At 64.3% G+C, this 12,107-nt stretch carries 14 protein-coding genes; 10 read left to right on the forward strand and 4 right to left on the reverse strand.

What is annotated here, in order from left to right:
• Nucleotides 1–36: 36 nt before the first annotated feature.
• From DBZ32_RS19005 to DBZ32_RS19030, 6 genes are read left to right on the forward strand one after another with little or no spacing between them, the layout of a single operon-like run.
• The gene (locus tag DBZ32_RS19005) at nt 37–768 is read left to right on the forward strand and encodes a Sua5/YciO/YrdC/YwlC family protein (protein ID WP_119168806.1); all 732 of its coding nucleotides are present in this window, start codon (nt 37–39) and stop codon (nt 766–768) included.
• A gap of 17 nt (nt 769–785) precedes the next feature.
• Nucleotides 786–1,421 carry an isochorismatase family protein gene (locus DBZ32_RS19010; protein WP_119168807.1) on the forward strand — a complete coding sequence of 212 codons (636 nt, stop codon included), beginning with the start codon at nt 786–788 and terminating at the stop codon, nt 1,419–1,421.
• A 37-nt stretch (nt 1,422–1,458) separates the two neighbouring features.
• On the forward strand, nt 1,459–2,457 hold the full coding sequence (locus DBZ32_RS19015) for a TRAP transporter substrate-binding protein (protein ID WP_119168808.1): 999 nt from the start codon (nt 1,459–1,461) through the stop codon (nt 2,455–2,457).
• A 12-nt stretch (nt 2,458–2,469) separates the two neighbouring features.
• Nucleotides 2,470–2,964 (forward strand): TRAP transporter small permease, encoded by a 495-nt coding sequence (locus tag DBZ32_RS19020; RefSeq protein WP_162906845.1) that lies wholly within the window; start codon nt 2,470–2,472, stop codon nt 2,962–2,964.
• A gap of 5 nt (nt 2,965–2,969) precedes the next feature.
• Complete coding sequence (locus DBZ32_RS19025) at nt 2,970–4,235, forward strand: TRAP transporter large permease (protein ID WP_162906846.1); 1,266 nt, start codon at nt 2,970–2,972, stop codon at nt 4,233–4,235.
• Nucleotides 4,236–4,261: 26 nt separating this feature from the next.
• Nucleotides 4,262–4,972 carry a cysteine hydrolase family protein gene (locus DBZ32_RS19030; protein WP_208539299.1) on the forward strand — a complete coding sequence of 237 codons (711 nt, stop codon included), beginning with the start codon at nt 4,262–4,264 and terminating at the stop codon, nt 4,970–4,972.
• Between the two features lie 64 nt (nt 4,973–5,036).
• Here the strand turns inward: DBZ32_RS19030 and DBZ32_RS19035 are convergent, their stop codons facing one another.
• Together DBZ32_RS19035 and DBZ32_RS19040 are read right to left on the reverse strand one after the other, a co-directional pair.
• The gene (locus tag DBZ32_RS19035) at nt 5,037–5,810 is read right to left on the reverse strand and encodes a competence/damage-inducible protein A (RefSeq protein WP_119168811.1); all 774 of its coding nucleotides are present in this window, start codon (nt 5,808–5,810) and stop codon (nt 5,037–5,039) included.
• 7 nt (nt 5,811–5,817) lie between these two features.
• Nucleotides 5,818–6,252 carry a hypothetical protein gene (locus tag DBZ32_RS19040; RefSeq protein ID WP_119168812.1) on the reverse strand — a complete coding sequence of 145 codons (435 nt, stop codon included), beginning with the start codon at nt 6,250–6,252 and terminating at the stop codon, nt 5,818–5,820.
• A 310-nt stretch (nt 6,253–6,562) separates the two neighbouring features.
• Here DBZ32_RS19040 and sfsA point away from each other — a divergent pair, with 310 nt between their 5' ends.
• The 4 genes from sfsA to DBZ32_RS19060 all read left to right on the forward strand — a co-directional run bounded on the left by sfsA (nt 6,563) and on the right by DBZ32_RS19060 (nt 9,711).
• Nucleotides 6,563–7,276: a DNA/RNA nuclease SfsA gene (gene sfsA / locus DBZ32_RS19045; RefSeq protein WP_119168813.1), complete on the forward strand. Its 714-nt coding sequence runs from the start codon at nt 6,563–6,565 to the stop codon at nt 7,274–7,276.
• 170 nt (nt 7,277–7,446) lie between these two features.
• Nucleotides 7,447–8,262 carry a type I methionyl aminopeptidase gene (gene map, locus DBZ32_RS19050; protein ID WP_119168814.1) on the forward strand — a complete coding sequence of 272 codons (816 nt, stop codon included), beginning with the start codon at nt 7,447–7,449 and terminating at the stop codon, nt 8,260–8,262.
• A gap of 16 nt (nt 8,263–8,278) precedes the next feature.
• On the forward strand, nt 8,279–9,013 hold the full coding sequence (radC, locus tag DBZ32_RS19055) for a RadC family protein (protein ID WP_119168815.1): 735 nt from the start codon (nt 8,279–8,281) through the stop codon (nt 9,011–9,013).
• A gap of 104 nt (nt 9,014–9,117) precedes the next feature.
• Complete coding sequence (locus DBZ32_RS19060; protein ID WP_208539300.1) at nt 9,118–9,711, forward strand: SAM-dependent DNA methyltransferase; 594 nt, start codon at nt 9,118–9,120, stop codon at nt 9,709–9,711.
• A gap of 570 nt (nt 9,712–10,281) precedes the next feature.
• Here the strand turns inward: DBZ32_RS19060 and DBZ32_RS19065 are convergent.
• Together DBZ32_RS19065 and rsgA are read right to left on the reverse strand one after the other, a co-directional pair.
• Nucleotides 10,282–10,656 (reverse strand): LysE family translocator, encoded by a 375-nt coding sequence (locus DBZ32_RS19065; RefSeq protein WP_119168817.1) that lies wholly within the window; start codon nt 10,654–10,656, stop codon nt 10,282–10,284.
• 25 nt (nt 10,657–10,681) lie between these two features.
• A complete protein-coding gene (gene rsgA / locus DBZ32_RS19070) occupies nt 10,682–11,638 on the reverse strand; it encodes a ribosome small subunit-dependent GTPase A (RefSeq protein WP_208539301.1) in 957 nt (318 codons plus the stop codon).
• Nucleotides 11,639–12,107: the final 469 nt, after the last annotated feature.

The raw sequence follows: 12,107 nt of genomic DNA on the forward strand, positions 1-12,107 counted from the left end.
GCCTGGCAGCAGTCCGGCACCAGTAAGGAGAAGACGATGTCCCAGACCATTGCGCCGCAGCCGCCGATCCAGACGACCGGGGATCCCATTCCGCGCGAGCGCCTGGAGCGTGACGTGGCGCAGGTCCTGGAGGTGCTCTACGGCGGCGGTGTCGCCATCGTGCCGCTCGACGTGGCCTATGCCATCGTCGGTCATCGCGAGGACGCGATCCGTCGCATCTTCGCAGCGAAGAATCGCAGCTACGAGAAGCCGAGCGGCATGTTCTCGAACTGGCGGATGAGCGAGGAGATTCACATTCTGCCGGACGAGAAGCGGGAGATGATCCGGACCGTGATCGAGCAGGACCGCCTGCCCTTTTCCGTGGTCGCGCCTTTTCGGGACGATCACGCCTGTTTCCGCGAGGTCGACCCCTTCGTCATACAAAACTCCACGAAGGCGAAGACGCTCGACATGTTGCTCAACGCCGGTGCTTTCCACGACGAGATCGCCCGGCAATCCTCGGCCGCCGGCAAGCCGGTGTTCGGCTCCTCCGCCAACACGTCCCTGAAGGGCAGCAAGTACCGCCTGCAGGAGATCGAGCCGGAGGTGCTGGCGGCTGCCGATATCTGCGTCGACTACGGCCAATCGAAGTACGCCAACGACCAGGGGCGGTCGAGCACGATCATAGATTTCAACGACTTCAGCGTGATCCGTGTCGGCGTGGTCTTCGACAAGGTCAGGCAGGCCTTCAAGGATCGCTTTGACGTCGACCTGAAACTCCAGTCCTGAGGCGAGGAGGGGAAGCGATGACGGAGGACGGTTACAAGGAGCAGGGGTTCGGCGCGCGTGAGATCGGTTTCGGCAAACGCCCGGCCGTCCTCGTGGTCGATTTTCAGCGCGGCTTCACCGATAGCGCCAGCCCGTTGGGCGGCAGCCCCCTGGTCGAGCAGGCGGTGCAGAAAAGCGTTGGCCTCCTCGCCGCCGCACGGCGTCTCGGCGTTCCGGTGGTGCAGACCTTCGTGGCGAGTTGCGGCGAGAAGGATGCGCTGCACTGGAAGATTCCGGCGGTGACCAGCGAGTTCCACCAGGGCAACTGGACCACGGAGTTGGATCCGCGCATCTACGATCGGGACTACGATGTCGTGGTGCAGAAGATCGGGCCTTCGTTGCTGTTCCAGACGCCGGCGATCTCCTACCTGATCAAGGAGCGGGTCGATACGACGATCGTGATCGGCTGCAACACCTCGGGTTGCGTGCGGGCGACGGTCATCGACGCCTTCTCCTACGGGTTTCGCGTGATGGTGCCGCACGACTGTTGCGGCGATGTCGATCTGCGCCCGCATGAGGACAACCTTCGGGACGTCGGGCGCCGCTACGCCGATGTGCTGTCTCTTGAGGAGACCTTGAGTCTTCTGGAAGAAAACGCGCCGAAGCAAAACTGAGATACCAAGAAAATGAGAAACCAAGGAGGCTCACGAGATGAAGTTCATGGCGAAGACGGCCCTATCGGCCCTGGCGGTGACGACGGTCGCGGTTATGCCCCAGGCCGATGCTCAGGAGCTGAAGATCAGGTTCCCGGTCGAGTACAACGCGGATATATCGCCCGGTCTGGCCAACCAAGAGTTCATCGAGCTCGTGGAGGCGCGCTCGAACGGTGAGATCGAGGTGGAGTTCTACCCGTCGGGCAGCCTCTACAAGGGCCTCGACATCCTGCAGGCGGTGATGCGTGGCGACGCCGAGATGGCGACTCTCGTCTCGGTCTACTGGTCCGCCGTTTCGCCGCAGATCTCAGTATTCGAGCTGCCCTTCACCTTCCCTACGCACGAGGCTTTCTACCGCGCCGCCGACGACGAGGCCTTCATGTCCAGCGTGTTCTCGGAGATCGAGGAGAAGGGTGCGTTGGTCATCGGCAGTCTGGTTTACGATTACCTGCCTGTCGGTAATACCGAACGTGCGCTGAAGATGCCGGAAGACTTCGCCGGGCTGAAACTGCGGGCACTCGGCCGAACCAATGCGCGCACTCTGGAACTGCTCGGCGCGGAGCCGGTGCCGATCAACGTCACCGAGGTCTCCGCCGCGCTGGAGCGTGGGGTGATCGACGGGCTGAACACTCCGGCCGATGCCTTCATCTCCTATGGCTGGGACGATGTGGTCGCCTACGTGACCGATTCGCCGCACTACTTCGCCTTTTACCCCTGGGCTGTAAACAAGGCCTGGTGGGAGGGGCTGAGCGAGGCACACCAGACGATCCTCAGCGAGGCCATCGAGGAAGTGACGCGCAACCATCGGGAACGCGCCCGAACGGAAGCTGCCTTGGCCTTCGAGAAGATCGCCGCGAGCGGCATCGAGGTGCATCGCCTGACCGACGAGCAACGCAGCGCCTGGATCGAGGTGACGAAGGTGCAGTGGGACGAAGCGGAGGAGCGCTTCGGCTCGGAGCTTCTGGACAAGCTGCGCAGCTTCCAGCAGGCCCCGTAGCGGGGGATGGCGGTGTTTCGCCGCGTCCTCGACCGCTTTGAGGATGCGCTCGCGGGGCTGCTCCTTTTTCTCGGGCTGTCCATCGTGGTGTTGGAGATCGCGGCGCGCAGCCTGTTCTCCGTTTCCTTCATCTGGAGCGAGGAGGTGTCGCGCTACACCTTGATCTGGCTCACCTACTTCGGCGTCGCCGCGGCGGTGCGCGGCGACGCCCATATCAAGGTCACCGTCTTCGTCGAGCTCTTGCCGGCGCGGGTCAAGCGATGGCTGGAGGTGCTGACCAGTCTGGTCTGTCTCGTCTTCTGTCTCTTTGTCGCCTGGTATGGCGTCCAACTCGTGCAGGACAGCCGAAGCTACGGGCTGATGTCCGCGGACAGCGACCTGGCGATTCCGATCTGGGCCTTTCAGGCCATCGTGCCGCTCGGCTACCTCCTGGTCAGCCTCCGGCTGGTCGAACGCATACTGCGGATCTGGCGCTCTCGCCACCCTTCCCTGACGACGGGATTCTAGGCGCTTTGGCTGTCTTTCTCATTGTCGCGCTCTTCGTGCTGCTGGTTCTGGGCGTGCCGGTCGCCTTCGCCCTCGGCACCGTCGGGCTGGCGACGATCCTGCTGTTCGACGTCACCTCCCTGACGCAACTGGCACAGTCCCAATTTTCGGGCCTGGACAGCTTCGTGCTGTTGGCGATCCCCTTCTTCATTCTGGCCGGCAACATCATGGTGGAGGCGCGCATGGCGCCTCAGCTGTTCGACCTCATGCGCTGCGTTACCCGCCCGATCCGCGGCGGCGACGCGGTGGGGGCGACGCTCTCGGCGGCCCTGTTCGGCGCCATGACCGGTTCCTCGGTGGCCTCGGCCGCGGCGCTCGGGCGGATCGTCATCCCCGAGCTGGACCGGGCCGGCTATCCGCGCCGTTTCTCGGGGGGACTGCTCGCGGCCGGCGGCACCCTGGGTATCATGATCCCACCCAGCATCGTCTTCGTGATCTACGGGGCCATTGCCCAGGTCTCGGTGACCGACATGTTCAAGGCGGGGATCCTGCCCGGCACCCTCGTCACGCTGCTCCTGATCGGCGTCACCCTGGTGCTCGTCCACCGGAACGGCTGGGGCGAACGCGGTGCTTTTTCGCCGACCTCGGCTTTGCGGGCCTTGGGCCGGGCCGGGCCGGCGCTGCTGATGCCGACCATCGTTCTCGGCGGCATCTACGGCGGCATCTTCACGCCGACCGAGGCGGCGGCGATTTCCGCCCTCTACGGCCTCTTCATCGCCGCCTTCGTCTATCGCACCGTCGGTCTCGCCGCTCTGGCCGTCATCTTCGCGCGCAGCGCGAGGATGACGGCCTCCATCCTCTTCATCGTGGCCCAGGCGCTCTTCATCGGCCTGTTGGCGACTCTGGCGGGGATCCCCGCCGGGATCGTCGAGGCGGTCGGCGCCTTCGACCTCGAACCCTGGATGTTCCTGCTGATCGTCAACCTGGCGCTTCTGGTGCTGGGCTGCTTCCTCGACGGCGTGACGATTCTGACCGTGGTGGCGCCGCTGCTGCTGTCGGCGGTGCGGGAACTGGGTATCGACCCGGTCCATTTCGGCATCATCCTGACCCTCAATATCGAGATCGCGGCGATCACGCCGCCGATCGGCATGAACCTGTTCGTCATCTCGGGTATCTCCGGCACCCGGCCGGAGGAGGTGATCCGGGGCGTCGTTCCCTTCGTCGGCATCATGCTTTTGGCGCTGGTGCTGGTCACCTATCTGCCTTGGATTTCTTTGGCGTTCCTGGACTGAGCCCCGGCGGGGGCGGAGGAGGAGTTGTGGCCCAATACATCGATGTCCTGAATCACGAGTTTCGTCTCACCCGCGGATCCTGCGCCCTGCTGGTCGTGGACATGCAGTACGCCAGCGGCAGCCGCCGTCATGGCCTGGGCAAGTGGCTGGCCGACCAGGGCAAGCTGGCCGACGCCGATTACCGCTTCGACCGCATCGAAACCGTCGTGGTGCCGGGGATCCAGCGTCTGCTCGAGGCCTTCCGGTCCGCCGGAGAGACGGTCATCTTCCTGACTTTGGGTGCGCGGCTGCCCGACTATTCCGACGCACCGCCGCATATGCGCGCCTTCCTGTCCACGCTCAACAACCACGCGGGCACGCGCGAGCATGAGATCCTCGACGAGCTCAAACCGCTGGCGGGCGAACTCGTTCTCAACAAGACCACCCAGGGGGGCTTCGCGTCCTCGCCGCTGGACTCGGTGCTGCGGGCCAAGGGGCTGACCCAGATCGTTGCCGTCGGGGTCTCGACCAACAACTGCGTCGAGACGACCGCGCGCGAGGCCTCCGACCGGGGTTTCGAGTCCGTGATGGTCTCCGACGCCACCGGCACCTGCAGCGACGAGATGCAGGATATGACGCTCGGTGCCTTCACCCGGCTGTGGGGGCGGGTCCTGTCGGTGGAGGAGGTCGTCGGCGAGTTGGATCTGACGGCCGCAGCGCCCGGCAGCGCCGGTTCCGTGGCAGCCATCGTCGCCTAGGTTCGTCGTGCCGCTGCCTCGGTCATCGGCGCCTGTGCCGCTTGTCGCCTGGGCCCGGCGCCGGTCAGGTCCGCTCCTCGACGGTGCCGCCCAGGTCGCGCAGGCCGGCGGCCACGGTGGCGAGGCTACGGGCCAGCGTCTCGCCGTCGGTCCCGCGCAGGACGACCGAGACTCCGAATCCGCCGCCGCGCGCGAAGGGATAGCTGCCGATGTCGACGGCGTCGGCGAAGGCGGCCTGGGCTTCGGTCAGAACGCCGGCGATCACGCTCTCCGGCAGGTCGACCTCCAGCGCGCGGGAGAGCAGGGGCGCGCCGCCGACCAGGTCGGGCGCCAGGCTTTCGAACATCGCCTGCATGATCTTCGGAATGCCCGCCAGCACGTAGACGTTCCCGGTTCGGAAGCCGGGCGCCGTGCTGACGGGATTTTCGATCAGCTCCGCGCCCTCCGGCGTGCGCGCCATGCGCAGACGCGCCGGGTTGATCTGGTCGCCGTAGTGCGCCTCCAGCAGGGCCCGTGCCTCCGGATGCTCGATCAGGGGCCGGCCGACCGCCTTGGCGACGCAGTCCGCCGTGATGTCGTCGTGCGTCGGGCCGATGCCGCCGGTCGTGAAGAGGTAGTCGACCCTGGCGCGCAGGCTGTTGACCGCCTCCACGACCGCCGCCTCGCTGTCCGCCACGACCCGCGCCTCGACCAGGCGAATGCCCAGCTCGGTACAGCGCGTCGCGATGTAGGTGAGGTTGGCGTCCCTGGTCCGGCCCGAGAGGATCTCGTTGCCGATCAGCAGAAGAGCGGCCGTGACGACGCGGCTCCCGCTCTCCGGGACGGTGGTGTCCGACATGCGAGGCCTACTGGGCCGGCTGCGGGTCGGCGGCGTCGGCGGGCGCGCCTTGCACGTAGCCCTTGGACTCCATGCAGTCGTTGAACAGCCGGGACTGGCGGTTGCGCGACTCGAAGTCGTCGAGCCGCCCCTGGAACCCGCGCGTGGTGTTGTAGCTGCCGGATTGACTGAGGTTTCCGCGGATATCCTGGTCGATCTGACGATTGGTTTGAACCCGCGCCCGGGCGAAGGCGTAACAGCTCTCGATATCGTCCTGCCGGCGGTCGTCGGCCACGCCCGGCTGGCTCCAGACCAGGGCCTCGGGCGGGACGGAGAGCAGAGGCGAGGTTTCCCCGGCCGGCGCGGTGGCGGCCGGAAGACCGCTGGGCTGTCGCTCGGGCTCGCTGCAGGCGGTCAGCAGGATCAGCAGAGCGGCGGGGATCAGGAGTGTCAGCTTCGTCATAGCCGATAAACTGACCTGCGGCGCCGGTTCCCGCAAGTGCGAAGACCCGATAATCCGGCAAGCGACTCAAGGCTCTTCGGCCCGCCGGGCCCCGGCATCTTGTCGCTCGGGCGACGAGGCCCCGGGGCCGGGAGTCCCTTCCGCCGGAATCCGGTCCGGACCGGACAGCGATCGGCCGGACCCACCTATCGGGGCCGGCGATTGCGGTAAATTCAGTCTCGATTCAAAGTATTAGAGTCTGCTTCTTGTGATCGGCGGAACCGCGAGGCGATTCCATACGATCGCAACATGCTCTAGCGTGCCGCCCGCCATGCGTTTCGACCGACCGCTCGTTCCCGCCCGCCTGATCCGCCGCTACAAGCGCTTCCTCGCCGACGTGGTCTTCGAGGAGGGCGGCGAGGCGACCGCGCACTGCCCCAATCCCGGCGCCATGCTGGGGCTCGCCACGCCGGGGGCGCGGGTCTGGCTGTCGTCGGCGACGAATCCGGCCCGCAAGCTGCGCTGGACCTGGGAACTGGTGGAGCCGGCCGACGGAATCGGCCAGGGTCTGGTCGGGATCAACACGGGCCATCCCAACCGCTTGGCGGCCGAAGCGATCTCGGCGGGGTGGATCCCCGAACTCTCGGGCTACGGCGGGCTGCGCCGGGAGGTCAAGTACGGCCGCAACAGCCGCATCGATCTGCTGCTGGAGGAGGCCGGCCTCCCGCCCTGCTACGTCGAGGTCAAGAACGTGCATCTGCTGCGCGGCGGCGGTCTGGCGGAGTTCCCGGACTGTGTCACGACCCGCGGCGCCAAGCACCTGGAAGAACTGGGGGACATGGTCGAGGCCGGCCATCGCGCGGTCATGCTCTACGTGGTGCAGCGCGTCGACTGCACGGCCTTCGCGATCGCCGGGGACCTCGATCCGGGCTACGCCAGGGCGCTGACGCGGGCCTTGGCGCGCGGGGTCGAGGCCTACTGCGTCGCCTGCGAGATCTCGCCGCGGGAGATCCTCGTCGGGCAGGCTCTGCCGGTCCGGTTCTAGGGCGCCGCCGTCCCGTCGGGACGTGAATCGCGCTCCAACTTTATCAGGGAGCCGGGGCAGGCCCCGAAGACCTTGAACCGCCGCGCGACAGGTGCAAACTACCAGTCAGCCGGCGAGCGCAAGCGGCGTATCGCTTCTTTTCCCTCCTTTCGAGAGCAAGCAGAGGCGCAATGCAGACCGATCAGGCCCTCGCCGAACGGCGACAGATCGTGATCCATGGCCCCGAGGACTTCGAGGGCATGCGCCGGGCCGGCCGTTTGGCGGCCGAGGCACTGGACTACCTGACGCCCCAGGTGCAGCCGGGCGTCACGACGGAGGAGCTGGACCGACTGGCCCACGACTTCATCGTCGCGCGCGGGGCGATCCCGGCGCCGCTGAACTATCGCGGCTTTCCCAAGTCGATCTGCACCTCCGTCAACCACGTGGTCTGCCACGGCATCCCGAGCCCACAGAAGAAGCTGATCGACGGCGACATCATCAACATCGACGTGACCGTCATCCTGGATGGCTGGCACGGCGATACCAGCCGGATGTTCTACCTCGGCAAGCCGAGCGTCAAAGCGCGCAAGCTGGTCGAGGTGACCTACGAGGCCATGATGCGCGGGATCGAGGTGGTCCGGCCCGGCGCGACGCTGGGCGACATCGGCCACGCCATCCAGTCCTTCGTGGAGGCGAACCGCTTTTCGGTCGTGCGCGACTTCTGCGGCCACGGTCTCGGCCGGGTCTTTCACGATGCCCCTTCGATCCTCCACTACGGCCGCCCGGGAACCGGCGTGGCCCTGACGGAGGGGATGTTCTTCACCATCGAGCCAATGGTGAACACGGGGCGTTTCGAGGTGAAGCTGCTGGACGACGGCTGGACCGCGGTCACCCGCGACCGCTCGCTCTCCGCGCAGTTCGAGCACTCCATCGGCGTGACGGCGGAAGGCTACGAGATCTTCACGGGCTCGCCCAAGGGCTGGACCTGCCCGCCCTACGACGGTTAGTCGGGGTCGGGCGCGGGTGGACGACCCGATCGGCAAGGAGTCCAAGACCGGCGGCCGGCGCGCGTCCGAGCCGGCGTCGAAACCCCACTACCTCGGCCACCGCGCGCGCCTGCGCCGCCGCCTGCTGGAGCAGGGGCCGGGCACGCTGCTCGACCACGAGCTGCTGGAGATGCTGCTCTTCGCCGCCAACCCGCGCGGCGACACCAAGCCCCTGGCCAAGCAGCTGCTCGGCCGCTTCGGCAGCCTGGAGCGGGCGCTCTCCGCCACGCCGGCGGAGCTGGCCAAGGTCAAGGGCCTGGGGGAGGCGGGCGCGGCGGTGCTGACCGTGGTGCCGGAGGCGGCGCGGCGCCTGGCGCGCGAGCAGGCGCAGGACCGGCCGGTCGTCGCCTCCTGGCAGAAGCTGCTCGACTACTGCCGCGTGACCCTGGCGCACGAGCGGGTCGAGTGTTTCCACGTCCTCTTCCTCGACCGCAAGAACAAGCTGATCGCCGACGAGCGCCAGCAGCGCGGCACGGTCGACCACACCCCGGTCTACCCGCGCGAGGTGGTCAAGCGCGCGCTGGAACTGAACGCCTCCGCAATCATCCTGGTCCACAACCACCCCTCCGGCGACCCCACCCCCAGCCAGGCCGACATCGCCATGACCCAGGCGGTGGTGGAGGCCGCCGCCAAGCTGGAGATCCGCGTCCACGACCACGTGGTCATCGGCCGCGAGGGACACGCGAGTTTCAAGTCGCTGGGGTTGTTGTAGGAGGGGGCGGCGGCGGCTTCTAGCTGATCGCGGGGGCTAAGTGATTCTAATGACTCGTATTTTGAGAACTTGACTAACATACTGATTCTGCGACAATTTTAGTGATGGATGCGACATACCAAATCAATGGTGGCTTTAAGCCCACCACTAAGCGCAATGCGGATCTGGACGGACCAGACTTCTATCCGACGCCGCGATGGGCCACTTTCGCTTTGATCGATAACGAATCGTTCAAGGGCGACATTTGGGAATGTGCTTGTGGGGATGGCGAGATGTCTAAAGTCCTAGATGAAACCGGTAGTGTTGTTATCAGTTCCGATCTTTTTAATCGCGGTTTTGGCGAGGTTGGTCACGACTTTCTCGATACATCGCGCCGTGCTCCGAACATTGTCACTAACCCGCCGTTCCACAGCGCTGAGGGCTTTGTCGCCTCTGCTTTGAAGCAAGCTGATGAGAAGTTTGCGCTCTTACTCAGGCTCGCTTTTCTTGAGGGGGCAAAGCGAGCCCGCACGATCTTTAGCACGACGCCACCAAGCCGTGTTTGGGTCTTCAGCGAGCGGATCACATTCTACATGAAAGGTGCTAAGCGAGCGGGTTCTGGTACTACTGCCTACGCTTGGGTGGTTTGGGACAAGCATGCGTCCGGCGGCACAGAACTCAAATGGCTTGAGCCCGGCTATAAGGCCAAATATTCCTAGTAACCCCGCCGTTTGAGATAGTGTTTACCACTGTCGGTAATTCTGTAACCAACGCGAGGCACGTGCTCCGCATAGCCTTCGCAGATGATGTTGCCCTCGGATTCGTAATGAGATTTGATGTTCCGTATAAGCTGTTCCCACACTTCCTCGTTAGGTCGTGTCTCAGATCGCCTGCGATCTGCTGCTGAAAGATTGAGATAGTTCGGAAGCTCTTTTCGAAGTCTATGAAAGGTAGCCGTACTATCAGCTCGACCCGAGGCGATCCTTAACACAGCTAGCGAAACTTCGGTTTCAGTAACGCGGTCTACATCTGTGGTCATTTTGACCTCCCTCCATAGTTGAGTTTAGTCGGAGGGAAACACTTTGGCGAGTCTTCTTGTTTTTGGCGAACCACGCTAGTTTGCTTTTATAGGATGTACGAAACAGAACATCATCTTACGGTCGCAGCACAAAACGGTTGATCACACGTCGGCCTTTGAGGCGAATTGATTAGTTGCGCTTCTGAAACAAATGCGGCTGCCAAGCTGGATGCCTTCGACGCTTAACAACCACGCCACCCCAGACCCCCGCTCAACGGTCTGACATAGCGATCTTATAGCTCGCGAAAACGAAGAAGGTGCCGAGGGCGCCGTCGACCGGGCGTTGGGCCTTGCGGTAGCCGGCGACCATCGGGCCGGTCGAGAAGGCGACGGCATAGGTCAGGTGGCCGGCGATGGAGATGATGCCGGTGCCCAGGACGACGATGCCGCCGACCCAGACGGGGGCGGTCGGGTCCATCGCCAGCGACAGGATCGCGATCCAGGTCAGCGCCGCCTTCGGGTTGGTCATCTGGATCAGCAGGCCACGGCGGTAATAAGTCCAGAAGCCGCCCTCGGCCTCGACGGCCCGCACCGGCATCTCCTTGCCCTTCCAGGCGGCCGAAAAGGCCTTGAAGGCCAGATACAGTGGGTCGCGGACAGCCGCGCTCGATTTATCGTCCCAGTCCTTTCAGGCCTTTTGTCCTTTTTACGTAGCGGACCATCTTGCCGAACGCTTTATCCCTGGACCGGCGCTCCGCCAAGCTGGACGAATTGAAGGCTTCCTCGGCCTTGAGTTTGCGCCATCGGTCAAGCCGTGCCGCGTCGATATCGCCGGACTCTATTGCCTTTAAGACAGCGCATCCCGGTTCCGCAAAATGCTGGCAGTCGTTGAAGCGGCATTGGGTCGACAGGCCTTGGAGGTCCGCGAACACATCGTCGATACCGACTGCCGCATCGGTCAACTGCAGCTCGCGCATTCCGGGTGTGTCCAACACCAGGCATCCACCCGGCATGAGATACATCTGCCGCCGCGTGGTTGTATGGCGACCTTTGGCATCGTCTTCACGGATGGGCTGCGTCTTGATCGGCCGCGTATCCGCCAGGGCGTTGGTCAGGGTCGATTTGCCCACGCCGGACGACCCGAGAAACGCGACGGTTTTGCCAGGCTTGCACCAGTCCGCCAGCCTTTCCCGTGGCTCGCCGCCACGTGCGTCGAGCGTGATAACGGCGACGAGGTCGGAAATCGCCTGGGCATCGTCAACATAGGCTTGAGGGTTTGCGGCCAGATCGGCCTTTGTCAAAACGATAACCGGAGTGATCTCGGCGTCAAATGCCAGGGCGATATAGCGTTCCAGACGCGCGATGTTGAAATCCTGATTGCAGGACGACACGACAAACATCGTGTCGATATTGGCGGCAATCAATTGCAGCTGCCGGCCTGTTCCCGGAGCGCGCCGTCTTATCAGGCTTTTTCGTTCCAGGATCCGACTTGATTGTGGGTGCGCGCGATCGAGCAACAGCCAGTCGCCGACCGTCGCATCGGGTAGGGGCGGGATTGTCTCGTCGATGCCATCGCCGACAACGTGCAGCCTGTTGAAATGCACTTCGACAATGCGAACCGGCGGCATCTCAACCAGCTCGTCAACGCTGATCTGTTGCGCGAAATGGGGCTGCCAGCCAAGCGTTTGGAGCGGTGACGGCTGTCGGTCCGATCCTCCGCCTCTGATCTTGGACGGAAAGAACCTGGAATAGTCCCGTGTCATTGCGGGTCAACTTTCATGTCTCAGCCAAGAGCAGGGCTCTGGCCTAAAGGGTCGGTGTCATTTGAAATCGCAAGTCAGCAGGCGCGCCGAACGGACGTTGAACGCGCGTCTCAATTGCTGATTTTGCGTCGGGAGGCTTTTTGCCTCCCCACCTTACCGGGACATGAAATCTCCACTTCAGAGAGTGTGGATTTAGGTCCTATTCGGATCCTTTTCAAGTTGCTCGGAAACGATGTTGGTGCGAACCGGAGCAGAGGTTCGTCGCACGATAGTGTTGCCAGCTCTAAGCATGGAGGTGCCCAGCCTTGAGTCATCGCGTGCCCTCGCCCGAAGC

Origin of the sequence: Algihabitans albus, from assembly GCF_003572205.1 — a bacterium.
Classification (GTDB): Bacteria; Pseudomonadota; Alphaproteobacteria; order Kiloniellales; family DSM-21159; genus Algihabitans; species Algihabitans albus.

Excerpts from the sequence above, each read along its gene's own strand:
- rsgA (WP_208539301.1), bottom strand. The coding sequence starts at position 11,638 with ATGCCGCCGGTTCGCATTGTCGAAGTGCATTTCAACAGGCTGCACGTT.
- map (WP_119168814.1), top strand. The coding sequence starts at position 7,447 with ATGCAGACCGATCAGGCCCTCGCCGAACGGCGACAGATCGTGATCCAT.
- DBZ32_RS19015 (WP_119168808.1), top strand. The coding sequence starts at position 1,459 with ATGAAGTTCATGGCGAAGACGGCCCTATCGGCCCTGGCGGTGACGACG.
- DBZ32_RS19060 (WP_208539300.1), top strand. The coding sequence starts at position 9,118 with ATGGATGCGACATACCAAATCAATGGTGGCTTTAAGCCCACCACTAAG.
- DBZ32_RS19010 (WP_119168807.1), top strand. The coding sequence starts at position 786 with ATGACGGAGGACGGTTACAAGGAGCAGGGGTTCGGCGCGCGTGAGATC.
- DBZ32_RS19040 (WP_119168812.1), bottom strand. The coding sequence starts at position 6,252 with ATGACGAAGCTGACACTCCTGATCCCCGCCGCTCTGCTGATCCTGCTG.
- DBZ32_RS19005 (WP_119168806.1), top strand. The coding sequence starts at position 37 with ATGTCCCAGACCATTGCGCCGCAGCCGCCGATCCAGACGACCGGGGAT.
- DBZ32_RS19035 (WP_119168811.1), bottom strand. The coding sequence starts at position 5,810 with ATGTCGGACACCACCGTCCCGGAGAGCGGGAGCCGCGTCGTCACGGCC.
- sfsA (WP_119168813.1), top strand. The coding sequence starts at position 6,563 with ATGCGTTTCGACCGACCGCTCGTTCCCGCCCGCCTGATCCGCCGCTAC.